This window comes from Paenibacillus sabinae T27 (assembly GCF_000612505.1).
Classification (GTDB): Bacteria; Bacillota; Bacilli; order Paenibacillales; family Paenibacillaceae; genus Paenibacillus_AQ; species Paenibacillus_AQ sabinae.
The window spans coordinates 2,249,749-2,271,681 of sequence record NZ_CP004078.1; the positions used below are offsets into that span (position 1 = coordinate 2,249,749).

The following is a 21,933-nucleotide window of genomic DNA, read 5'->3' on the forward strand; positions in this document are numbered from 1 at the left end:
CTGCATCTCAGGGCCAAATAGCCGATACCGAATACTGATATAGGCTGCCGAGGAGATATGGCAGCCTTACAATATTAACGGATAGGTAAAATATCTTCCCAATATTTAATGGGTTCGTTATTCTCAAGTCCGGGGATTGGTCTGCCTTTCGGGAGGTCAAAAGACCATTGAACATCTGAGTAATACCGATCAACAATACTACGAACCAATGTAAGTTTCGTAGGAGTGTAGGATAATCCTTTGATGATAAAACTGCCATCCAGAGTTTTTTTATCAAGATCCCCGGTCCCTCGAAACTCTATAGGGTATTTATTGCCTTTATCATCAATGGCTTGCCATTGCTCGACCGCCGGATTGGCCATATTCACGTATTCACCCTTAATTTCGACTACTCCTGCCGATTTCGCTTCTTGATTCTCAATAACTCCAGCCGCTATCGCTGCTTGTTGATCAGGATCTTGAGTAATCTTAAAGGAGTTAAACCATACTTTATCGCCTGAATTACTAAATACCGCATTTTCTTTATTTAGTCTGGATGGATAAATGACTACGGAATCCTCACTCTTCTCAGGTATGGAGTATCCATCCAACACCATTTTTACGTGCTGTGAGTCATAAGGCAGATCAATAAAGGTATATACCCAGTGAATCCCTTGTTCCGTACGTTTGGATGCTTCTCCCGCTAACATAGAAATCGAGTGCATGCCATTAACTTGTGATATTATATTCCCCTGTTCATCTTCAAAATGAAACATTAGTTTCTGCATTTCTTCCATATTTGCCGGAACTTTATTTCTTGCTTGTTGGCTCAGTCTCGTTGTAAGTTCCAATTTCACTCCGCTTGGAGTATGGGTCAGTTTATCCATTTGTATAGTCAGGCCTTCTGGATTAACATAGTGTTCCTTCAGCTCATCTACAGTAGTCAGAGAATCTGCTTTAGTCAAGTCCACCGGGAAAGAAAATCTCCAGTTCCCTTTTGTTCCTTTGATCTTATCAATGCGGCTCTCTACAGTAATTGTTGGAGAAGTAAGTTCCCCTTTATAAATATAGGTAAAAACATCTACGCTGCTATTTCCGCTTCCAAATCTCCCTAAGCCAATTTCATTACCTAGTTCATCCTTAACGCTAATTTGCTCCCAATTAAATCCTTGTAGCACCGGTTTACCAAACCGATCGGTGACTTTTACAGCTATTGTGAGTCTAGCCGCATCTGCGGAAACCTCGTTCACCTGAATTCTGTAGCCGTGACTGCTGACATTTATGCCTGGATCTTGAATGAGTCCTAATTTTCTGGACTGCTGCAGTCCAGGGTCAAGTTCAGCATCAGACGAAAACATGGAGCGAACGATTTCCGCTATTGATGGATTTGCATAGATTAATGATCCGGACATAGCAAGGAGAATCACCGCTGCACCAGCCCATTGTTGTAAATTTTTTCTATATTTCCGACGAGGAGGTTTTCTAGGGGGAATCATATTCTTATGTACCGGCTCTTCAACAGGCTCTATCTCCGTTTCTTGTAGAGTTTCCAGGACTTGATTGGTAAATGAAGGAGATAAGGAATCCTGAAACAGGGCGTCAGACCATTCAGATTGTTCCTGCAACAGCTGTTCGTAACGAGCTAAACAAGATGGGCAGTTCTCAATATGCTTCTCCAGCTTATTCAGGTGCCTGTTTATAAGAAGTTCTTCCATCTGTGCAGTGCTCCAGCATTTCATTTAGGTCAACTCCTTCCTTTGTAAGCATCTTTTGAAGTCTTTTTTTAGCCCGATGCAATCCGTTTCTGATTTGATTCATACTGAATCCCGTTATTTGTTCTATTTCTTCGTAGGTCAGGTCATTTGTATATCTCAGCATTAGCATTAATCTGTAGTTGCTTGGAAGCTTGTTGACTATACGGGAGAGTTCGTTTCTGTTCTCCTGTTGTATGGCCTCACTCTCTGGATTAGGGAGCGGGCTCAAAAGATCGGCAGGAATTTCTTGATGCATGAGGTTTTTTCTTCCCCTGAATCTTTCCTGGAAAATATGAACAGCAATGGTGTAAATCCATCCTGCAAAGCTTCGGTCTATATGATGGTGCCCCAGCTTACGATAAGCCGTTATAAAAGCTTCCTGTGTCATATCTTGAGCGTCTTCGGGAGAGGCGCCCATTTTTAGAAGCAGACCGAATATTTTATTTTTATATTTGTCTACCAGGAAAGCGTATGATTCTTTATTTCCTCTTAATACATCCTGTATCTTGCTAAGCTCCAGCTCTTTTGCATCCATTTTTTTGTCCTCCTTTCCTGCTGTTCTGCTTCTAAGATGCAGTAAACCATTAATTGCTCTCACTTCATATCAAAAAAATTTTTTAAAGGGTGTTTCATAGCCTTTTCAACGAACGGGCGTAACCTTCCAGCTAGTTCAGTTCCCCATAGCCTTGAATGTATTTTCCCTGAGCCAGAAAGCCTCGGATACTGTTTCGAATGGCGTACGCGGTTTTGCTCTGTTTTTGGTCTTTTTCATATAATGAACCATTGTACCTATATTTGAACCTACTTTGCAATTTGTTCTATAATATAAGGACTACTGCTTACCGTATAAAATAGTTAGGAGATGAAGATGTGGATCAATACGAGGTGGCAACGCTAAAGAAAGGGCTGCTGATTCTGGAGGCGCTGCGGGAAGGGCAGCCGATGACGCTGACCGAAATTATGCGGACCTTTCAATTGAACAAATCAACGACATTCCGCTTGCTGCACACGCTGGAGAATGCGGGGTATATCGAGAAGGAAGACCGTGCTTACCGTGTTACGGACAAGCTGGGAAGGACGCCGGCGGCCTCGAGTCCGAGACTCGACTGGCTCGCAGTGCCTCCGCTAAATCAATTGGCTCAGGAGGTGGGGGAGACGCTGTATGTCGGAGTGCTTCATGACCTCCATGTGGTGACGACGCAAGTGGTGGAGGGTACGCATACCATGCGGATTCATTCCCAGGTCGGCGATTCCTCTTACGCTCATTTGAGCGCCTTCGGCAAAGTCATCCTGGCCCATTTGGGCGAAGAGCAGAGGGAAGAGATTTTGAGCCGGCTTACGCTTCACAAGAATACGGAAAACACTTTTTCCGACATGCATATGCTCAGGGAGCATCTTAAAGTGATCCGGCGGCAAGGCTATGCGGTTGACGATGAAGAGACGGAGGTCGGTCTGCGCTGTATCGCCGCCCCGATCTATTATGATGATGCGGTGATTGCCGCTGTGGCGCTCGCCGGTCCAGCCGCCCGGCTTACGAAGAAGAAAGACCGGGCGCTGAGCAAAAGATTGCTGGAATGCAGCGCCCAAATCTCCAGGAAACTGTGAAAGGCCGAAAGACACGTCTCTTGGACGCGTCTTCAGGCCTTTTTCAGGTCAGGATGGCCTATTTGCCGCTAAGAAACCGCCGGAGGCCTTCAACCGCGTATTCATGGTCCAATTCACCGGTCAATCCGCCAACTGTGACGGAGCCGACTACGCCGACTCCCTTGACACGGATGGGTAAAGATCCGCCCACCGCCTGATAATCCCCGGGGGGAAGCAGCGAGCTAGCGGTATGTGTGGTTCCGCTCTCGATAAAGCGGGTTTCGATGTATGCAGAGCTCCGGTTGTAATGATCGACAATCCGTTTTTTTCGGAACAGCCAGGCGTAATTTTCCTCTGAAGTTCCATCCATCAGATGAGTGAAGACGGGTACGCGGCACCGTTCAATGTGGACAGCGATAGCCGCGTTGTTCTCCTTCGCATATTGAATAATCAGATTGCCCAATTGCAGAGCGTCCTCATTGGTGAATCCGGTGAATTCGAGCTCTCGCTCCAATTGTTCCAATGTCTGCAAGTTCATATTTCTCTCTCCTCGATCTAACGTAATAATAAAATTAATCGAATAATCGCTGTCTGCGGTCCAGACGGTAATTGATCAGCGCCAGCGCCATGGCGGCCGCCGTCATTATCGCGCCGATCCAGGCTGTATCGAGATAGCTCATGTAATCGACCGTGTACCCTCCAAGCGCCGACCCGGCGGCGATGCCGATGTTGAAGGCGGAAATGTTCAGCGCGGAAGCAACCGACTTGGCGGATGGAACCAGCTTCTCGGCCAGCATCAGAACATAGGCTTGCACGCCCGCCGACATCATGAAGGCGAATAGGCCCAGCAGTATAATGGACAGAATGCTTAAATGTCTGCCGGGCAGCAGCCAGATTTGCAGCAGCAGCGCTGCTGTCTGAAACAGGAACACATACCGGAGCGCCTTCACCGGATTTCCGTTCGCCAGCTTCCCTCCCGCAAGATTGCCGGCGGCAACGGCGATGCCGTAGACGAGCAGAAGCAGGGAGATGGAATCGGACGAGAAGCCGCTGATCTCTTCCAGAATGGGTGACAGATAAGTGAACAAGGCGAAGGTTCCGCCAAAACCGGCTACGGTCATGAGCAGCGCCAGCAAAATACGCGGATTGCCGGCCAGTCTGCCTACATCCCTGATTGTCGGTGAAGCGTTGTCGCGGGAGACTTTGTTTACCGCAAATATAATGACCAGCAAGCCGATAAGGCCGAGGATGGCGACAGCGGCGAAGCTGAGACGCCAATTGAACTGCTGTCCGATGTAAGTTCCGAATGGAACCCCCAGAATGGTGGCGACCGTAAGTCCCGTGAACATGATTGAAATGGCGCTTCCTTTTTTGCCCTCAGGAACCATATCGGCGGCGACGGTTGCAGCGACCGCGAAGAAGATGCCGTGGGCCACCGCCGTGACGACTCGGGAGAACATTAGCAGCGAGTATGAACCGGCGACGGCGGACAGCACATTTCCCGCCGTGAACAGCGCCATAAGGAATAGCAGGTAGCCTTTCTTCGGGAGGCGGCCGGTCAGCGCGGCAACGATCGGGGTGCCGATGGCGATAGCCGCAGCGTAGCCCGAGACCAGAGTTCCGGCCTTGGTTATCGTGATTCCAAGATCGGCGGCCACCGTCTGGAGAAGACCGATGATTACGAATTCGGTCGTGCCGATGGCAAAGGCGCTGACGGCAAGCGCGAACAGCGCGAGATAGATTTTCGTAGACATACATTCACCTCCTTTGATGATAAAAATAGTAGAGCATTACTAAAAAAAGATTCAAATAAAGAAATAAAGTTTCTATATTTGAAACAGTTCCAGGGTGGCAGCCGATTGTTCGTGAACTGGCTTTCTGGATTTAACTGGATGGATAGGTTATCCTGTTGTGGAGGAGGGTGATTAACCATGGAGCTTCATTTAGAAGGAAGAACCGCGCTTGTCACCGGTTCGACGGAAGGAATCGGCAGAGCGATCGCCGAGGCCTTGTCCAAGGAAGGCGTATCTGTACTGATCAACGGACGCAATGCGGACAAGGTGTTAAAAGTTGTACAAGATATAAAGGAATTGTATCCTTATGCAAATCCTCAGCCAGCCGCCGCTGATCTGGGGACGGAAAGCGGCTGTCAGGAGCTGATTAATCGGGGATTTGACATTGATATCCTCGTCAACAACTTGGGGATTTTTAAGCCGGCGGAGTATTTTGAAATCCCGGACGAAGAGTGGTTTAAGTTCTTTGAAGTGAATATTATGAGCGGAGTCCGGCTGACGCGGCACTACCTTCAGCAAATGCTGCAAAAAGATGAAGGAAGAGTAATCTTCATCGCCAGCGAAGCCGCCATCATGCCTTCCCAAGAAATGGCTCATTACAGCGCAACCAAAACGATGCAGTTGTCGCTCTCCCGAAGTCTGGCCGAACTGACCACAGGCTCTCGCGTTACGGTAAATACCGTTATGCCGGGCTCGACGCTTACCGAAGGGGTAGAGACGATGCTCAATTCTTTATATCCGAATGAGGGTCTTAACATAGAGGAAGCGGAGGCCAAGTTTATGAAGGAAAATCGGCCGACCTCCATTATAGAGCGCCTGATCAGACCCGAAGAAATCGCTAATTTCGTCACCTTTTTAAGCAGTCCTTTGTCCTCGGCAATCAACGGCGCGGCATTGCGGATTGACGGAGGTTTGGTGAGAAGCGTCTTTTAATCCTATTGGAACTCTAACTCGCAGAAAGGATGAAGGAAAAATGGAATTTGTACAGGTTTCCGATACCGGACTTAAGGCCTCCCGAATTGGTCTGGGTACTTGGGCTATCGGCGGCTGGATGTGGGGCGGAAGCGATGATGCGGAGTCGATTCGTACGATTCACGCCGCATTGGACCGCGGAATTAATCTGATCGATACGGCGCCCGTGTACGGTTTTGGCCATTCTGAGGAAGTTGTTGGACAAGCAGTCCAGTCCTATGGGAAGCGGGATCAAATTGTGATTGCGACAAAAGCGGCGCTGGAGTGGATCGACGGCAGCGTTCACCGCAACGCAACGAGACAACGCATCCTGAAGGAAGTCGACGACTCTCTTCGGCGTTTGAAGACAGACTATATTGACATTTATCAAATCCATTGGCCGGACCCGCTGGTCCCTGTAGAAGAAACGGCGGAAACGATGCGGCAGCTATTGGAGCAGGGGAAAATACGCGCCATTGGCGTCAGCAATTTCTCCACAGAACAAATGGATGCTTTCCGCAAGGTCGCCCCGCTGCATGCGGACCAGCCTCCCTATAATTTGTTTGAGCGCGAGATTGAACAGGACGTGCTGCCTTATTGCGCGGAGCATCAAATCACTACGCTGCTGTATGGAAGCTTGTGCCGCGGCTTGTTAAGCGGACGCATAAAGGCGGATGCGGAATTTACAGGCGATGATCTGCGGAAGGTAGATCCGAAGTTTCAAGCCCCTCGTTTCGGGCAGTATCTCGATGCCGTGCAGAAGCTTGATCAGTTTGCTCAGGAAAATTACGGCAAACGTGTAATCCATCTGGCGGTTCGTTGGATTCTCGCTCAACCGGGTGCCGGCGTAGCGCTCTGGGGCGCGCGTAAACCGGAGCAATTGGCCCCAGTGGATGAAGCGACGGGCTGGTCGCTGGATCGGCAGGCTTTGGAAGAAATCGATCGGATTGTTGGGGAAACGGTAAAGGAACCGGTCGGCCCGGAGTTTATGGCGCCTCCTAGCCGGTCCAAGTAAGGTTAAGGAAGCTCCTCTTTTTGAGAGGAAGGTTGTGTTGCGCTTTAAGGCGCATCACCGGACACGGTTGCATCGATTGGGATGCCGCCGTGTTTTTTCAAATGAACAGGGTTCTCGTTGTTACCACAGTGCAGAAGCGGCAGGTACGCTTGTTTAAATGAACAAATTCTTGTGTAATCAAGCTCTGATGAGGCTAAATGGGATTATGCATAACGTTAAGGCCAGTTTTTTATGCGCGTGACCAAAAACAAAAACTTTAGATTGATTATTAAAATGAAATGATATTAAAATACACATCAACAGTCACATTATATTACATGCATTAGATTGAACCCAATAAATAATAGTAAAGAACGAGGTGGAGCGGTCATGTCAGAGAATCAGAAGAAAGCGCTGGAAGAAATGGAGCTTCCCCGCGATTGTACATTTTCACCCGAGGATTGGCGTGTGCTGTCCCAATATTGGTATCCGGTTGCCATTGCCGATGAAGTGAAGGATAAACCGGTAGCTGTGAAGCTATTGGATGTAAAGCTTGTCGTTTACCGCAGCAATGGGAAGGCGGTTATCGCCCGTGACCTCTGTTTTCACCGGGGAGCGCCTTTAAGCATGGGCTGGGTGGAGAACGGGGAAATCGTCTGTCCATACCACGGCTTCCGATATAACTGCGAGGGTAAATGTACGGCCGTTCCGGCCCATCCAACCGCCAAAATTTCGCCCAAATTGAAACTGATCGTCTATCCTGCGGTCGAGCGCTATGGCTTGATTTGGACCTGTTTGTCGTCCACTCCGGAGCAAATCCCGTCCTTCCCTGGATGGGAAGATCCCGATTACCTGAATATCCTTCCTCCCAGCTTTGACATTGCAGGCTCCGCCGGCCGGCAGATGGAAGGATTCCTGGATGTGTCCCATTTTGCCTATGTGCATACCGCAACCTTCGGCGACCGCAACAACACGGAAGTCCCTCAATACAAGGTGAGACGGGAAGGGAACGAGCTGGTGGCCGAGTATTGGAGTACGGTCAGCAATTACGGTAAAGGCCAGGAAAATCCCGCACCCGAGGGCTTTCAGTGGCTTCGCGAATTCCGCGTATATCCGCCGTTTGCCGCTTCCCTTACCGTGTATTTCCCGAACGAGGGAAGGCTGCGGATTTTGAACTGCGCCTCGCCAGTATCGGCCCGCTATACCCGTTTGTTCTGCCCGATTTCAAGAAACTTTGACAAGAGCGCTCCGGTTGAGGACGCGATCAAGTTTAACCTGCAGGTCTTCCAGGAAGACCGGGCGATGGTGGAGGCGCAGACACCGGAGGATTTGCCGCTCGATTTGCAGGCCGAAGCTCATATTCCGGCAGACCGCACCTCGATTGCATACCGGCAGCTTCTTAGCGAACTAGGACTCGGCAGACCTTACACGTCATAGGCCTTTCCAGGCAATGAATTTAACGAATGAATACGGACGCTTGGCCAAAGAGGGAACAGCCCTCGGACGGGCGTCTGTTTTTTATGGGAACGATCTTGTTGAAAATCGAAAGTTCATGTTAAGTAAAGTCACGCATGAATGTGAAACACGATGAAAAATCGTTGTAAATTCCTTTCTCTATTTAAATAATATAAATTAAGTCACATCCTTATGGGAAATTCTGCTTTTATAATATGAGTTATCTATCAATAGAGGAGTGGGATTTCATGAGTAAATACGTATTGGTTAAAAAGGATTCTTGCATCGCCTGCGGAAGCTGCGGTTCCTCGGCTCCGGAAATTTTCGATTTCGACGATGACGGTCTGGCTGAAGTAATCTACGAGGGCGATAACAACAAGGGCGTAACGCTCATCCCGAGCGATCTGCTGGAAGAACTGGGCGATGCGGTTGACAGCTGTCCGACGAGCTGTATCAAGACGGCTAAAGCTCCGTTTGCATAAGCTGGGCTTTTATACAGGTTTTGATATTATTAATAGAAACGGCTGCTTTCATCTTTAAGAGGATGGGCAGCCGTTTCTTTTTGCGTTCGCACAAGGTTTGACATCTTCGGTTTGAATCGAGGGCTCCTATTATGTATGTGTCATTCCGTCTTGGGAGCCCCTAAGAACCGTTTCAGCCCAATCTTCATTTTTAAAAATTTTAACGCTTTCATTGACAACCTGTATATACAGGTTTAATATAGGGACATAAACAAGAGCCTGTATATACAGGATGTTAAGAGGATTAGCACAGATAGATGAAATATTTAAGGAAGCGCTACAATGAATGGTTATAGAAAATTGGAAAAATTCCGTGGGAGGGGATCATGCCGTGAGTGCAGGAACCAAACAGGAGTGGTGGCGCCGCTCTACCGTCTACCAGGTTTACCCGAAGAGCTTTAAGGATACGACAGGCAGCGGACAGGGCGATATCCGGGGGCTGCTGGAGAAGCTGGATTATTTAAAAGATCTTGGCATCGACATTATTTGGCTGCAGCCAGTGTATGTTTCGCCGCAAAATGATAACGGTTACGACGTAGCCGATTATTGCGAGATCGATCCGCAGTTCGGCACGATGGCTGATTTCGACGAGCTTTCGGCCGAAGTCCGGCGCAGAGGGATGCGACTGATGCTCGACATCGTTGTCAACCATTCCTCGACGGAGCACAGATGGTTTCAAGAAGCCAAGAAATCCAAAGATAATCCGTACCGCGATTATTATATTTGGAGAGATCCGAAGCCGGACGGAAGCCCCCCTAACAACTGGCAGTCCAAATTCGGCGGCTCAGCCTGGCAGTATGATGAAGGAACGGGACAGTATTTTCTTACGCTGTTCGACAAGACGCAGGCCGATCTCAACTGGGAGAATCCAAAGGTCAGGGAAGAAGTTTACCAGCTGATGAGCTTCTGGGCGAACAAGGGTGTAAGCGGCTTCCGGATGGATGTCATCAACCTGATCTCCAAGGACCAGCGCTTCCCGGACGATGATGGCAGCGTTCCTCCCGGAGACGGAAGAAAGTTCTACACGGACGGCCCAAGGGTCCACGAATATCTGAAGGAAATGAACCGGAGAGTGTTCGGTCCCGATACCGTAACGGTTGGCGAAATGTCCTCAACGACGATGGAGCACTGTATCCGCTACTCCAATCCGGAGGAACGGGAGTTCTCGATGACCTTCAACTTCCATCACCTGAAGGTCGATTATCCGGGCGGACGGAAATGGGAGCTAATGCCTTACGATTTCGAGCAGCTGAAAGCGCTGCTTTCAGATTGGCAGGTCGGCATGCAGCAGGGGGGCGGATGGAACGCCCTGTTCCTGAACAACCACGATCAGCCGCGGGCATTGTCAAGGTTCGCCGATGACGGCAAGTACCGGACGGAAAGCGCGAAGATGCTGGCGACGACGCTGCACGGTCTTCAGGGAACGCCTTACGTGTTCCAGGGTGAAGAAATTGGAATGCCGAATCCGCACTGGAACGACATCAGTGAATTGCGGGACATCGAGTCCCGGAACATGTACGTTATTTTGCAGGAACTCGGAAAGACCCCGGAAGAGGCGCTGAATATTATCCGCGAACGGTCGCGTGACAACTCACGTACGCCGATGCAGTGGGATGACAGTCCCGAGGCGGGCTTTACAACCGGAACGCCGTGGATTAAGGTGGATGAGCGTTACCGCGAGATTAATGTCAAGAACCAGCTTAGTGATCCGGATTCCGTATACAGCCATTATAAGAAGCTGATTGCGCTGCGCAAGGAATTGGACATCCTGACCGATGGACGGTACGAGCGTCTGGACGAAGGGCATCCGCAGGTGTTCGCTTATGCAAGGATCAGCGGCGAGGAGATCTTAGCGGTTGTTTCCAACTTCAGCGGCAAAGACGCGGTCTTTGAATTCCCTGAAGCCTTTGCGGCAAAGCTTAGAGAAAGCGGAGAGCCGGAACTGCTGGCCGGCAACACGAATGAGACGCCGGAGTTGAAAGCTCGGCTGGAGCTGAGCCCTTACGCCTCCTATATGTGGATTATCCGATAAATCCGTTTAAGTTATAGTTCAGAAGGGAGCGAGAATGAATGGCTATTGATAGAGCAAACGTAGAGAAGATCATCAAGGCGGTCGGCGGTGCGGATAACATCGAAGCCGCTACGCATTGTGTCACGAGGTTGAGATTTTCCCTGGCGGACGAGAAGAAGGTCGATCATAAGCTGTTGGAGCAAAATGACTTGGTGAAGGGACATTTCTCTTCCCAGGGACAGTTCCAGGTTGTCATCGGCCCCGGCCTTGTGGACAAGGTCTATGATGAAATGATCGCCATTACCGGAGGGTCGCGCTCCTCCAAGGATGACGTCAAGAAGGCGGCGGCCAAAAAACAAAACCCGCTTCAGCAGGCGATCAAGACGCTGGCGGATATCTTCATTCCAATCCTTCCGGCCATCGTTACCGCGGGTCTGCTGCTCGGCATCAATAATATTCTGACGGGTCCCGGCATCTTCTTCGAAGGGCGGTCCCTGGTGCAGGAGTACCCGGCATGGACGGACTTCGCCGGCATTATCAACCTGATCGCCAATACCGCATTCACCTTCCTGCCCGCGCTTATCGGCTGGTCCGCAGCGACCCGTTTCGGCGGCAGTCCGCTGCTTGGTATCGTACTCGGCCTGATTCTCGTGCATCCCGATCTGCTCAATGCTTGGGCCTACGCTCAGGCTGCGCAGGAAGGCAAGATTCCGCATTGGAATCTGTTCGGCTGGCAGTTTGAAAAAATCGGCTACCAGGGGCAGGTGCTTCCGGTTCTTGTATCGGCCTACCTTCTTGCCCGGGTCGAGAGATTCCTGAACAAGAAGGTGCATGACTCTATCAAGCTGCTCGTTGTCGCTCCGGTGGCTCTGCTCGTAACGGGCTTCCTGGCCTTTACCATCATCGGACCGGTCACTTTTGCAATTGGAAACGCGATCACGAACGGATTGGTGCATGTGTTCAATACGCTGCCGGCTCTTGGCGGCATTCTGTACGGCGGAATTTACGCGCTGCTCGTCGTAACCGGCATGCATCACACATTTCTGGCCGTTGACGTGCAGCTTATCGGCAGCAAGGGAGGAACCTTCCTGTGGCCGATGCTGGCGCTCTCCAATATCGCTCAAGGCTCGGCGGCGCTCGCTATGCTGCTAGTATTCCGCGAGCAGAAATCGAAAGGCCTTGCCGTTACTTCTTCCGTCTCCGCATTTCTCGGAGTAACCGAGCCAGCCATATTCGGGGTCAATATCCGCTATAAGTATCCGTTCATCTTCGGGATGATCGGCTCCGCGATCGGCGGACTGGTGCTGACGATCAATCACGTTCTGGCATCGTCGATCGGCGTCGGCGGCATCCCCGGCTTCCTGTCCATTTATCCGAACCAGTGGGGCGTCTTCTTCGTCGGCATGGCCATCGTCCTTGTCGTTCCGTTCCTGCTGACGGCGGTTTATGGCAAAGTAGCCTCCCGAAAGGCGGGTCCGGCCGATACGAACAACGAATCCGCGCCGGTTCAAGCCTCCTCCGGGACTGCAGCAACGAACGAGACGGCCGCCACAGCAGCCGTTTCTGAAGCGGCTCCGGTTGTCCCTGCAGGAAAAGCCGTTAACGTGCTGGACATTCAAGCTCCGCTTGCCGGGGTAGTCGTTCCGCTGGAGAACGTGCCCGATCCAGCCTTCGCCGAACGGCAGATGGGCCAGGGCATTGCTATCGAGCCTTCGGATGGAAAGGTTGTCGCTCCGTTCGACGCCAAGGTGGTGCATATTATCAAGAGCAAGCACGCCATCATTCTGGAGCATGCCACCGGCGTCCAGGTGCTGATTCATATCGGCATCAACACGGTGTCGCTGAAGGGAGCACCTTTCACGCTGCATGTCGGCATCGGCGATGAAGTGAAGGCTGGCCAGCTGCTGATCGAGTTCGACAGAGAGGCCATTCTTCAGGCAAGACTGCCGGTTATTACACCGATCATTATTCCAGACGGGCAGCCTATTGTTGGGCGGGTAACCGAAGAGCCTGCGGGAGCGAAGGTTGCCGGCCGCGATATCGTGCTGAAGATCCAACTGTCTCCCCAAGGAATCTAACATCTGAACCGGTCTTGGTATAAAAACAAAAGAAGCGCAGTCCAGGGGGCTGTGCTTCTTCTTATCTTCGGGTTATGCTATAGACAGGATGGTGATAACCGGTGAACGCCAATATTTATTGGATTATTTATAACGATTACGCGGAGAAAATTCAGAACGGCGACATCCCTGCAGGAGCCAAAATCCCGTCGGAGAGCGAGCTCGCGGAGAGCTACGGAACCTCAAGAGAAACGGTGCGCAAGGCACTGGGTCTGCTGTCGCAGAACGGATATATCCACAAAGTGAAAGGCAAGGGGTCGTTTGTCCTCGATTTGGGCAAGATGAAATTCCCCGTCACGGGCCTGATCAGCTTTAAGGAAATGTCGGAGAAAATGGGCCGGAAATCCAGGACGCTTGTCTATAAGACGGAACTTGTTCCCGCGTCGCGGACCATTGCCGCGCATCTGGATCTCAATGAGGGAACGACGGTATGGGAAGTGATCCGGTCCCGCGAGATTGAAGAGGAGCGGGTCATTCTGGACAAGGATTATTTTGTGCCGGAAAGGGTAGGGACGCTGACTCCGGAAATCGCCGCAAGGTCGATCTACGATTATTTGGAGAATACGTTGAATTTATCGATCAGCTACGCCAAAAAAGAGATCTCGGCCGAGCCGGCGACGCCCGAAGACCGGGCGCTGCTCGACCTGAAAAATCTCTCCCATGTCGTTGTCGTCCGGGGCTACGTCTATCTGGAAGATACGACGCTGTTTCAGTATACCGAGTCGCGGCACAGACTCGACAAATTCCAGTTTGTCGACTTTGCCCGCAGGGCGCATTAAGTGACTTTTTTCCCAAACTGTTTATCGTATAAGTCCTTGTAAACTCCGTTTCTCTCCAGCAGCTGCTGATGCTTGCCTTCCTCGGCAACCCGGCCATCCTGGATAACAAGGATGTTGTCGGCGGACATAATCGTCGACAGGCGGTGGGCGATGACGAGGCTGGTCTTATCCTTAAGCAGAACATTCATCGCCTGCTGTACATAAAATTCCGAGACGGTGTCAAGGGATGAGGTCGCTTCGTCCATGATGATGATCGACGGATTCTTCAGCAGCACCCTTGCGATGGACAGGCGCTGTTTTTCTCCGCCTGACAGCTTGATTCCCCGGTTCCCTACAACCGTGTCGTAGCCGTCCGGCAGCTTCATGATAAAATCATGAATATAAGCGGCCTGGCAGGCCTGGGTGATCTCTTCATCGGTCGCTTCCTCGTTCGCATACAGCAGATTTTCGCGGATCGTTCCGTTGAACAGGTAAGTATCCTGGGTAACCAGGCCGATGCTGGAACGCAGCGACTTCAACGTTATTGAAGCGATGTCTGCGCCGCCTATGCGGATGCTGCCCGAATCGGCATTATACAGCCGGGGGATGAGGTTCGTGATCGTCGTTTTTCCCGCTCCGCTCGGACCGACGAGGGCGGTCAGCGTGCCCGGCTCGGCCTTGAAGGAAATGTCCCGCAGCGCCGGCTTATCCGGCTGATAAGCGAAGCTGACATTCCGGAATTCGATGGCGCTTCCTGCGCCATTCAGAGAATCGGCTCCCGGAGCGTCGACAATCTGCGGCTCCATGTCGAAGTAATCGAAGATGCGCTCGAACAGGGCGACCGACCGTTTGATGTCCACATACAAATTCGTAAGCTGTCCCACGGGAGAGTACAATCTGCCGAGCAAGGACACAAAGGCGATAATGGCGCCGATGGTGATCTCTCCCCGAATGAACAAATAGCCGCCGCAAAGGTAAATCAGCATGGGCCCGATGGACGCGAAGGTGTTCACCAGCATCATAAACCAGCGCCCGGCCATCGATTCCCTGATTTGCAGTCGCGTCGTCTCCGCGCTGACCGCTTTGAAGCGGTCCCGTTCCTGATCCTCCTTCGTAAACAGCTTCATCAGCATATAGCCGCTCAGGCTGAGCGTTTCCTCGATGATGTGGTTTTGCTCGGAGATTTTCTCCTGCGTTTCTTTCGCCAGCTTCCAGCGGAGACTGCCCATTTTGCGGGTAGGCGCGACAAACAGGGGCACAACGAATACACTTACCAAGGCCAGCTTCCAGTTCATCCAGAACAGTGTTCCCGCCGTCGTAATCAGCATCAGCAGATTGCTGGCAAAATTCACGATCGTTCCGTTGAACACCCCTTGAATCCCCGAAATATCGCTGGTCATCCGCGTAATAACCTCTCCCTGCTTTACATTGGAGAAGAACTGCAGCGGCATGCCTTGAAGGTGCCGGTACATCTGATTTTTCATATCAAAGATAATATTTTGCGATATAAAAGCATTCAAATAGCTCTGGAGCACCCCCAGCAAGCCTGAAGCAACCGTCGCAGCAAGAGAGCCTGCAACCAGAAGAGCGAGCAGGCGCAAGTCTTTGCCTGGAAGCGCGTGGTCGACGATCTGCTGAATGAGCAGAGGCGGCAGCAAGCCTAGAACGGAGGTGGCAGCCAGAATGACCAGTACCACGAGAGTCTGCTTCCAATAGGGAAGAAAATAGCGGGAAATCCGCAGCAGCATCTCTTTGGAGAGGTCGGGCTTTTCCTGTGAGTCATCGAATTTCATTCTTCCGAGCGTGTATCCGCCATATCTTGACATACCCAAATCACCAACTTTTTTTGATAGAGTTACAGCTTATCCAGCAGCCGTTGATGCATGTCCAGCAGGGTTCCGATTTCTTCGGCCGAGAACTGCCCCAAAGCTTGTTCAAGCGCCAGACGCGATTGATCTTCCCTGTCGAAGCGTTCGCTCAGCTCTTCACCTGCTGGGGTAAGGCGGAGCAGCGTTTCTCTGCGGTCCTGCCGGGAGGTTTCGCGCACGGCCAGCTCTTTTTCAACGAGGGCGTCAATGTGCAGGCTGACCCTGCTCTTCGGGACGCGAAGCCGCTCGGTTACTTCTTTCTGGGTAAGTCCGGGAATGTGCCGGATCAACCGGAGAATGTCGAGCTGGTGGACCGTAAGTCCGGCTTCGGCGGCGCTTTGGTGGGCAAGCCTCTTGAGCTGTCTGGCAACGGAAAAAAATGAATGGTAAACCTCTGCGGTATGACGGGGATCGTGCATTGGGGTACGCTCCTCATTAGTTATCATAGTAAACAGTTTATAATAAAAACTAACTGAATGCAAAATAAGAAGGGGCGAGAAGAGGCTGCCGCTTACCATAAAATAGATGTTGATTATTTCCATAATAGGAACTTAAAATAGGTATCGTTCGAACTGGCCGGTCGCTTACTGTCAGTCCTCAAGTAAAACGATAATAAACTCTTTTCCGGGAGGATATTAAATGAAGAAGGCAATGATTGTATCTATTATAATTTTTGTTATCCTGTCTATTATCCTGATTTCGATTCCAAGACAAAATCCAGGTACTTATGTCTCTCGTCTTTGGCAAAACGGCAGTGACTGGGGAAACGTGAAGGTTCTCGATGTGCAGCACTTATCCGGTTATTCCGTTGTACATATCCAATATGAAGCGAAAAATCGGTTTCAGCCGCCTGTAAGGTGGGTTGTCAAAGATCGAACAAAGTTGAAAGTTATGCCGCCGGGGAATTCATTTTCGCAATGGGAGGGGTATGTCTATCTTGTAAAGCAAGGACTATACTCGTGGCGAGTTATTCAATGACGAGATTTACCCTCATATTTTCTACATATTTTAGCGTTAAAATAAAGTTAAACAAGGGCGCTCATCCCATCTTGGGAAGTACGCTCCGCCGCTCTCTAACCAGAAATCCGGCTTACAGAAAAAGGAGGCAATACAAATGAAGAAGAAATTATGGATTGGCATCGGCGCGATCGTGCTGACGCTTGGTATCGGCACCGCCGTATATGCCGCTGACACCGGCAACCCTGCATTTGAGCAGATGCTCCCCTTTATGAAAAAAATGCATCCGAGCCTGACCGACCAGCAGCTGAATGATATGTACAAATCCTGTGGAGAACAAAAAGGCAATATGGATAATATGATGAAATCCGGTTCCGGAATGATGAAGAATATGGGGAGTATGATGAACGGAAGCTCCATGATGTAAAAAGCTGGATTGTGACGGGTAAACGAGAATGGCGTGCGCGAATCGAAGATTCGGCACGCTATTTTTTTACGTTGGATAGAATGATTGTCATTGTTTACATCCAACACACGTTACAAAACTTTCCCTTTTCTATACATAAATTAGAAGATATTATAAGGTTATTATTTCAAAGGAGGTAACCATTTTTGGAACGGAAATTACCTTTATTTATTGTTACCGGAGCGAGCGGTGTAGGTAAAACAACGGTCATGGAGGAGCTGCGAGTTCAATTACCTGATTTTGTTGTATTCAGCACGGATATTGATAATTTTGGTACGACCGCTTCCAAGTTGGAATACCAGGATCGCTATAACTTGCTGCTTCATTTTGCTAGCGCTGTTGCCAAATCCGGAAGAGGAACGATTATATGTGGGACGTTTATGCCCTGGGATGCGGAGAAATGTGATGTGTATCAAGCGTTTAGTGAACTTTGCTTTATTAACTTACATTGTGATGACACCACCCGTAATCGTCGTCTTCGTAACCGAGAGGATAAAGCGATGTGGACGGATGATATGCTAAAACAACATGAACAATTTGCCCAGTGGCTTCTCGACAATGCCGAAACCGCATACAACCCGCCGATGCCGACAATTGTCACAACGTCCACTCCACCAGCTGAAGTTGCGGAGCAAATAAAAGAATACGTTTTGCTGAAATGGAATCAGCGGAATGTTACATAAGCGATGAAGTAAGTAAAATTAGGTTGCTTAAAGATTTCGTGAATATACGTTAAATAGTGTATTTTAAGAAGTTCGTAAATAAGATGTTATCGGAAATTATTGCAATATGTATTGAGTATGTCTCAAGGAGGTAAATATGAAACAAAAACATGCTGATCGTCCCAATTGGGGACGAATACTAATAAAACGATACTTTCAGGAATATATCAGTAACGACGAATATGAAGGATATATTTCATATTTGCTTCTTGATAAAGTAAAGGAAACACTTACAGTCAAGTACGATACAGATGAGATTTGTATAGTAGATGACGGATTTTCATGGATGATGTTCTTTCCGAAGAATAAATTATACAGTTTAACACTTATGATTAATCAGGATTATAAAGTTCTTCAATGGTATTTTGACATTATAAAATCAATGGAATTAACGAATGAAGGAATACCTTTAATAAATGACATGTACTTGGATTACGTGGTATTGCCTAATGGAAAGCTGATTGTCAAAGATGAAGAAGAATTGAAAAACGCACGTATTGATGAAATTATTTCTGACGAAGAATTCAAGATTGCTTTACATGAAGGGATGAAATTAAAAAAAAATATAACCGAACATAGGAATGAATTAATAAATAATATAGACAAATATATAGAAGGATTAAAGAAATATCGAGAGGGTTGATTCAAGGCAATAACATCCGATAACACCGCATTCCCGCAGCAGGCCTAATGGCCCTTGGTCACCAGATGCTTTGAGCAGGGAAGCAGATTCAGGCGACACACACGCACCACCTAAGCGCAGTTTCACCCTGTTTGGACCCGGATTCCCCTATGGCTCTATGCTACCTTTAAGGTGGTGGCGCGTCGGGAATGCAACAACGTTAGATGAAATCGGGGAAAAGCATTACAAATTTTTAGAGGAGGTAATTCTGTGGGATATGTTGAAGATCTCAGAACTCTGGTTGGGAATCAACCCTTCTTATTGGTTAGACCGAGCGTTGCTATACTGAATGAAAAAGGACAAATTTTACTAGTCAAATACCAAGATCAAACATGGGGAATTCCTGGTGGGCTAATGGAACTTGGAGAAACAGTTGAGGAGTGTATTAGAAGAGAAGTAAAAGAAGAAATAAATATCGAGATAGGATCTGTACAATTATTTGGGGTGTACTCAGGAGAAAAACTATATACAAAACTAAAAAACGGACATGAATATTACAATATTATTATTGGGTACCTATGTACGGAATATAATGGACAATTAAAACCTGATGGAAACGAAGTAATAGAAGCGGAGTTTTTTGACCTCAATAAAATACCTGAAAAGACAGACCCTTATATTAAACAGAAACTTGAACAATTAGGACCTAAACTTCAATTCATTCTCAGAGCGTCACAATGAAGCCTCCGATATCGCATAACATAGCATTCACGCTGCGAGCCCTGACAGTCCTCTCGGTCTGCAGAAGCTAGAGAGAGGAGGTTATGGCAGCAGACAAAACCCCGCAAGACTAAGTCTAACAACCCGGCGCTGAAGCGTCATAAGCCACTCGGGTTCGTGAATACCACAACGTTATGCGAAATGACTTAAACCATGAAAGGAGAAAAAATATGTCTCGATTCCCCATATTAGAAACAGAAAGATTTGTACTAAGACAGCTTAATCAAGACGATTCAAGAGAAATATTTCAATATTTCTCTTTGGATGAAGTTACAAAATTTTATGATTTGGAGAGTTTTACGAATATTGAGCAAGCAGAAGAACTAATTGATAGATGGAATCAAAAGTTTGAAAGAAATCAGGGCATTCGCTGGGGAATCACTTTGCGGTCGGAAAGCAGAGTAATTGGAACATGTGGATTTCATGGATGGATGAAAAATCATTATAAAGCTGAAATTGGATATGAACTAACACCAGAATATTGGCGGCAAGGCTATATGTCTGAGGTGATTCAGAAGGCAATTGAATTCGGATTTAACAATCTTGGATTAAACCGTATTCAAGCATTTGTAGAACCAGAGAATGTGGGATCAAGAAGGGTGCTTGAGAAAATTGGATTTAGTGAAGAAGGGACATTGAAGGAACATTTTTATTGGAGGAATCGGTTTGTTGATACTGTAATATATGCATTACTTAAGAAAGATTATAAAGTGCGTTAAGTAGTGGGATTAATCAAAGAAGAAGACGCTTCGCCTAACACCGTATTTACGCTGCGGAGCCTGCGGCTCCTTGGTCTGTAGGAGTTGGGTTCGTAGATACAAGAACGTTAGATGAAATTGTGCACTGGTTTTAAAGCATAAAGAAAATAATAATTTGTGAGGTGAACTCAAATGGACTTGCGATTGAAATTTAATGAAGATGTAGTTAATTATGATAAATGGCGACCATAGGTTCGTGAATGCGGAAACGTTATGCGAAACCAACGAGAAACATTTAAACACATAGATTACTGGAGGAATTTATATGAAAGATATTATCCCCAACAATTATTTTTGGCAAGATGGGGTAATCAGATTGCGTGCAATACAACCTGAGGACTGGGAAGAGCACTATAACAATCGTTTTGATACACCCGCTCGAAGGTTAGTTGATTATGAAGTAGAATTACCCCCTACAATGGTTGAAGCTAAACGTTTTGCTGAAGAATTTGCAGATTTTTCGGCTAACCAGGGTAGGATAATGTTTACTATCGAGAATTTTGAATGCGAAAACGTAGGAGGAATTAATCTTAATAGCATTGACGAAAGAAATGGAACTTTTAGTATTGGTATACAGATAAATCGGGATCACCGAGGTAATGGTTGTGGTACTAGAGCCATGAGAATTCTATTAAGATACGCATTTTTCGAAAGGAGACTTAATAAGTTTAATGTCTCTATTCTTGAAGGGAATGACGCCTCAGAGAAGATGATGAAAAAACTAGGATGTATTCAAGAAGGAATTCGTCGGCAAGTTGTTTATACCAATGGCAAATATCTAAATGAAATTCTCTTTGGAATGACTAAAGAAGAATTTGAACAGATGGAAGACAAGGTTTTAATTAAGTAGTTCAAAGAAGTCGTTGGAATTGCAAAACACCACATTCACGCATCGGAGCTACCGCCCCTTGGTTGTCAGATGTATAATCATGGAAGAAGCTCAGACAACAAACGCCCTTAGCCTAAGATAAGAGCTATCTAAGGCAGGGGCGTTTCGTGAATAATAGTATGTTGGAGAAGGAGTTGGGGAAATGTTACATTTAACTTGTACATATTTAATTGTGAAAGATATGGAAGAATCGATTTCATTTTATGAAACAGTCCTAGGGATCAAAGCACAATCAAGGAACATAAAGAGATGGGCTCAATTTGATTGTGGAAATACAATAGCATTATGGAATCCTGAATATGATCTCGAACTAATTAGAAACAATGATGATTTAGAGGAGCATTTCAACAAGGAGTATTTATTGTTTAAGCAAAATAACAAAATAAATTACGGAAATAATATCATACTCAATTTTAACGTACCAGATCTTAAAAATGAATATGAACGTATCAAGGCTTTGAATATTGGTAGAGTAACAGAAATTTTATACATAAATATAGTTCAACCCTACTATTGCTTTATGCTTGAAGATCCGGATGGAAATATGCTTGAGATAACTGGACCATACAACAAATAATAGAAAAGAAGAATATTGTAAGTAATTCGAAGAAGGCAGAGACATCACCTAACATTGCATTCAACGCAGCGGGCCCGCAAGGACCCTTGGTCCGGGAGAGACATTTCGAGGGAGCGGATTCACCGGACACATTCAATCGACTAAGTGGCGGAGCCACCCGGCACTACGAGCCTTAAGCTGATTGGACGTCGTGAATACTGGAATGTTAGGTGAAAGATCGGCATTAAATTCGTTATGAGTAAATCATCCGCAACGTCCTGTTGCTCGAAGTGAGGAAAAATAATGAAAAATACAACGAATGTTTACTTTGTTAGGCATGCTCAATCTGACCACACTGTTCATAATGAGGAATTGCGACCGTTAACAGTGAAAGGCTT

At 47.8% G+C, this 21,933-nt stretch carries 22 protein-coding genes; 16 read left to right on the top strand and 6 right to left on the bottom strand.

Going from position 1 to position 21,933, the window contains the following annotated elements:
* Positions 1–74: 74 nt before the first annotated feature.
* Positions 75–1,694 (bottom strand): DUF4179 domain-containing protein, encoded by a 1,620-nt coding sequence (locus PSAB_RS10265; protein WP_025334491.1) that lies wholly within the window; start codon positions 1,692–1,694, stop codon positions 75–77.
* Entirely contained in the window at positions 1,660–2,268 is a 609-nt protein-coding gene (locus PSAB_RS10270) for an RNA polymerase sigma factor (RefSeq protein WP_025334492.1), read from the bottom strand. The genes PSAB_RS10265 and PSAB_RS10270 overlap by 35 nt, the downstream gene beginning before the upstream one ends.
* A 335-nt stretch (positions 2,269–2,603) precedes the next feature.
* Between PSAB_RS10270 and PSAB_RS10275 the strand changes: the two genes are divergently transcribed.
* A complete protein-coding gene (locus tag PSAB_RS10275; RefSeq protein WP_025334493.1) occupies positions 2,604–3,338 on the top strand; it encodes an IclR family transcriptional regulator in 735 nt (244 codons plus the stop codon).
* Positions 3,339–3,396: 58 nt separating this feature from the next.
* On the opposite strand, the gene PSAB_RS10280 is transcribed toward PSAB_RS10275, so the two are convergent.
* On the bottom strand, positions 3,397–3,855 hold the full coding sequence (locus PSAB_RS10280; protein WP_025334494.1) for a heme-degrading domain-containing protein: 459 nt from the start codon (positions 3,853–3,855) through the stop codon (positions 3,397–3,399).
* Between the two features lie 34 nt (positions 3,856–3,889).
* Complete coding sequence (locus tag PSAB_RS10285; protein WP_025334495.1) at positions 3,890–5,071, bottom strand: MFS transporter; 1,182 nt, start codon at positions 5,069–5,071, stop codon at positions 3,890–3,892.
* 177 nt (positions 5,072–5,248) lie between these two features.
* On the opposite strand from PSAB_RS10285, the gene PSAB_RS10290 reads away from it, so the two are divergent.
* From PSAB_RS10290 to treR, 7 genes are all read left to right on the top strand, one after another.
* Positions 5,249–6,043 (top strand): SDR family NAD(P)-dependent oxidoreductase, encoded by a 795-nt coding sequence (locus tag PSAB_RS10290; protein ID WP_025334496.1) that lies wholly within the window; start codon positions 5,249–5,251, stop codon positions 6,041–6,043.
* A 40-nt stretch (positions 6,044–6,083) separates the two neighbouring features.
* Entirely contained in the window at positions 6,084–7,076 is a 993-nt protein-coding gene (locus PSAB_RS10295) for an aldo/keto reductase (protein WP_025334497.1), read from the top strand.
* Between the two features lie 369 nt (positions 7,077–7,445).
* Complete coding sequence (locus tag PSAB_RS10300) at positions 7,446–8,492, top strand: aromatic ring-hydroxylating oxygenase subunit alpha (protein ID WP_025334498.1); 1,047 nt, start codon at positions 7,446–7,448, stop codon at positions 8,490–8,492.
* Positions 8,493–8,758: 266 nt separating this feature from the next.
* Positions 8,759–8,992 (top strand): ferredoxin, encoded by a 234-nt coding sequence (locus tag PSAB_RS10305; RefSeq protein WP_025334499.1) that lies wholly within the window; start codon positions 8,759–8,761, stop codon positions 8,990–8,992.
* Between the two features lie 370 nt (positions 8,993–9,362).
* A complete protein-coding gene (gene treC, locus PSAB_RS10310) occupies positions 9,363–11,063 on the top strand; it encodes an alpha,alpha-phosphotrehalase (RefSeq protein ID WP_038596901.1) in 1,701 nt (566 codons plus the stop codon).
* Between the two features lie 38 nt (positions 11,064–11,101).
* Complete coding sequence (gene treP, locus PSAB_RS10315; RefSeq protein ID WP_025334501.1) at positions 11,102–13,120, top strand: PTS system trehalose-specific EIIBC component; 2,019 nt, start codon at positions 11,102–11,104, stop codon at positions 13,118–13,120.
* A gap of 101 nt (positions 13,121–13,221) precedes the next feature.
* Entirely contained in the window at positions 13,222–13,938 is a 717-nt protein-coding gene (gene treR, locus PSAB_RS10320; RefSeq protein WP_025334502.1) for a trehalose operon repressor, read from the top strand.
* Here treR and PSAB_RS10325 read toward each other — a convergent pair.
* Together PSAB_RS10325 and PSAB_RS10330 are read right to left on the bottom strand one after the other, a co-directional pair.
* A complete protein-coding gene (locus PSAB_RS10325) occupies positions 13,935–15,743 on the bottom strand; it encodes an ABC transporter ATP-binding protein (protein WP_025334503.1) in 1,809 nt (602 codons plus the stop codon). The two genes, treR and PSAB_RS10325, sit on opposite strands and share 4 nt — an antisense overlap.
* Positions 15,744–15,772: 29 nt before the next feature.
* Positions 15,773–16,204: a MarR family winged helix-turn-helix transcriptional regulator gene (locus tag PSAB_RS10330; RefSeq protein WP_038595759.1), complete on the bottom strand. Its 432-nt coding sequence runs from the start codon at positions 16,202–16,204 to the stop codon at positions 15,773–15,775.
* Between the two features lie 220 nt (positions 16,205–16,424).
* Here PSAB_RS10330 and PSAB_RS10335 point away from each other — a divergent pair, with 220 nt between their 5' ends.
* From PSAB_RS10335 to PSAB_RS10370, 8 genes are all read left to right on the top strand, one after another.
* Positions 16,425–16,763, top strand: a complete 339-nt coding sequence (locus PSAB_RS10335) for a hypothetical protein (RefSeq protein ID WP_025334504.1) — start codon at positions 16,425–16,427, stop codon at positions 16,761–16,763.
* Between the two features lie 136 nt (positions 16,764–16,899).
* Positions 16,900–17,169 (top strand): hypothetical protein, encoded by a 270-nt coding sequence (locus PSAB_RS10340; protein WP_025334505.1) that lies wholly within the window; start codon positions 16,900–16,902, stop codon positions 17,167–17,169.
* A 185-nt stretch (positions 17,170–17,354) separates the two neighbouring features.
* A complete protein-coding gene (locus tag PSAB_RS10345; protein ID WP_025334506.1) occupies positions 17,355–17,891 on the top strand; it encodes an AAA family ATPase in 537 nt (178 codons plus the stop codon).
* A 136-nt stretch (positions 17,892–18,027) separates the two neighbouring features.
* Complete coding sequence (locus PSAB_RS10350) at positions 18,028–18,573, top strand: DUF402 domain-containing protein (RefSeq protein ID WP_025334507.1); 546 nt, start codon at positions 18,028–18,030, stop codon at positions 18,571–18,573.
* A 249-nt stretch (positions 18,574–18,822) separates the two neighbouring features.
* Positions 18,823–19,293 carry an NUDIX hydrolase gene (locus PSAB_RS10355; RefSeq protein ID WP_025334508.1) on the top strand — a complete coding sequence of 157 codons (471 nt, stop codon included), beginning with the start codon at positions 18,823–18,825 and terminating at the stop codon, positions 19,291–19,293.
* Between the two features lie 209 nt (positions 19,294–19,502).
* Positions 19,503–20,051 (top strand): GNAT family N-acetyltransferase, encoded by a 549-nt coding sequence (locus PSAB_RS10360; protein WP_025334509.1) that lies wholly within the window; start codon positions 19,503–19,505, stop codon positions 20,049–20,051.
* Positions 20,052–20,355: 304 nt separating this feature from the next.
* Positions 20,356–20,940 carry a GNAT family N-acetyltransferase gene (locus PSAB_RS10365; protein WP_025334510.1) on the top strand — a complete coding sequence of 195 codons (585 nt, stop codon included), beginning with the start codon at positions 20,356–20,358 and terminating at the stop codon, positions 20,938–20,940.
* A gap of 181 nt (positions 20,941–21,121) precedes the next feature.
* Complete coding sequence (locus tag PSAB_RS10370; protein ID WP_025334511.1) at positions 21,122–21,556, top strand: VOC family protein; 435 nt, start codon at positions 21,122–21,124, stop codon at positions 21,554–21,556.
* The last annotated feature ends 377 nt before the right edge of the window (positions 21,557–21,933 follow it).

Excerpts from the sequence above, each read along its gene's own strand:
- PSAB_RS10280 (WP_025334494.1), bottom strand. The coding sequence starts at position 3,855 with ATGAACTTGCAGACATTGGAACAATTGGAGCGAGAGCTCGAATTCACC.
- PSAB_RS10370 (WP_025334511.1), top strand. The coding sequence starts at position 21,122 with ATGTTACATTTAACTTGTACATATTTAATTGTGAAAGATATGGAAGAA.
- PSAB_RS10295 (WP_025334497.1), top strand. The coding sequence starts at position 6,084 with ATGGAATTTGTACAGGTTTCCGATACCGGACTTAAGGCCTCCCGAATT.
- PSAB_RS10305 (WP_025334499.1), top strand. The coding sequence starts at position 8,759 with ATGAGTAAATACGTATTGGTTAAAAAGGATTCTTGCATCGCCTGCGGA.
- PSAB_RS10365 (WP_025334510.1), top strand. The coding sequence starts at position 20,356 with ATGAAAGATATTATCCCCAACAATTATTTTTGGCAAGATGGGGTAATC.
- PSAB_RS10290 (WP_025334496.1), top strand. The coding sequence starts at position 5,249 with ATGGAGCTTCATTTAGAAGGAAGAACCGCGCTTGTCACCGGTTCGACG.
- PSAB_RS10300 (WP_025334498.1), top strand. The coding sequence starts at position 7,446 with ATGTCAGAGAATCAGAAGAAAGCGCTGGAAGAAATGGAGCTTCCCCGC.
- PSAB_RS10360 (WP_025334509.1), top strand. The coding sequence starts at position 19,503 with ATGTCTCGATTCCCCATATTAGAAACAGAAAGATTTGTACTAAGACAG.
- PSAB_RS10265 (WP_025334491.1), bottom strand. The coding sequence starts at position 1,694 with ATGGAAGAACTTCTTATAAACAGGCACCTGAATAAGCTGGAGAAGCAT.
- treP (WP_025334501.1), top strand. The coding sequence starts at position 11,102 with ATGGCTATTGATAGAGCAAACGTAGAGAAGATCATCAAGGCGGTCGGC.
- PSAB_RS10350 (WP_025334507.1), top strand. The coding sequence starts at position 18,028 with ATGAAACAAAAACATGCTGATCGTCCCAATTGGGGACGAATACTAATA.
- PSAB_RS10285 (WP_025334495.1), bottom strand. The coding sequence starts at position 5,071 with ATGTCTACGAAAATCTATCTCGCGCTGTTCGCGCTTGCCGTCAGCGCC.
- PSAB_RS10330 (WP_038595759.1), bottom strand. The coding sequence starts at position 16,204 with ATGCACGATCCCCGTCATACCGCAGAGGTTTACCATTCATTTTTTTCC.
- PSAB_RS10335 (WP_025334504.1), top strand. The coding sequence starts at position 16,425 with ATGAAGAAGGCAATGATTGTATCTATTATAATTTTTGTTATCCTGTCT.
- PSAB_RS10340 (WP_025334505.1), top strand. The coding sequence starts at position 16,900 with ATGAAGAAGAAATTATGGATTGGCATCGGCGCGATCGTGCTGACGCTT.
- PSAB_RS10270 (WP_025334492.1), bottom strand. The coding sequence starts at position 2,268 with ATGGATGCAAAAGAGCTGGAGCTTAGCAAGATACAGGATGTATTAAGA.
- PSAB_RS10325 (WP_025334503.1), bottom strand. The coding sequence starts at position 15,743 with ATGTCAAGATATGGCGGATACACGCTCGGAAGAATGAAATTCGATGAC.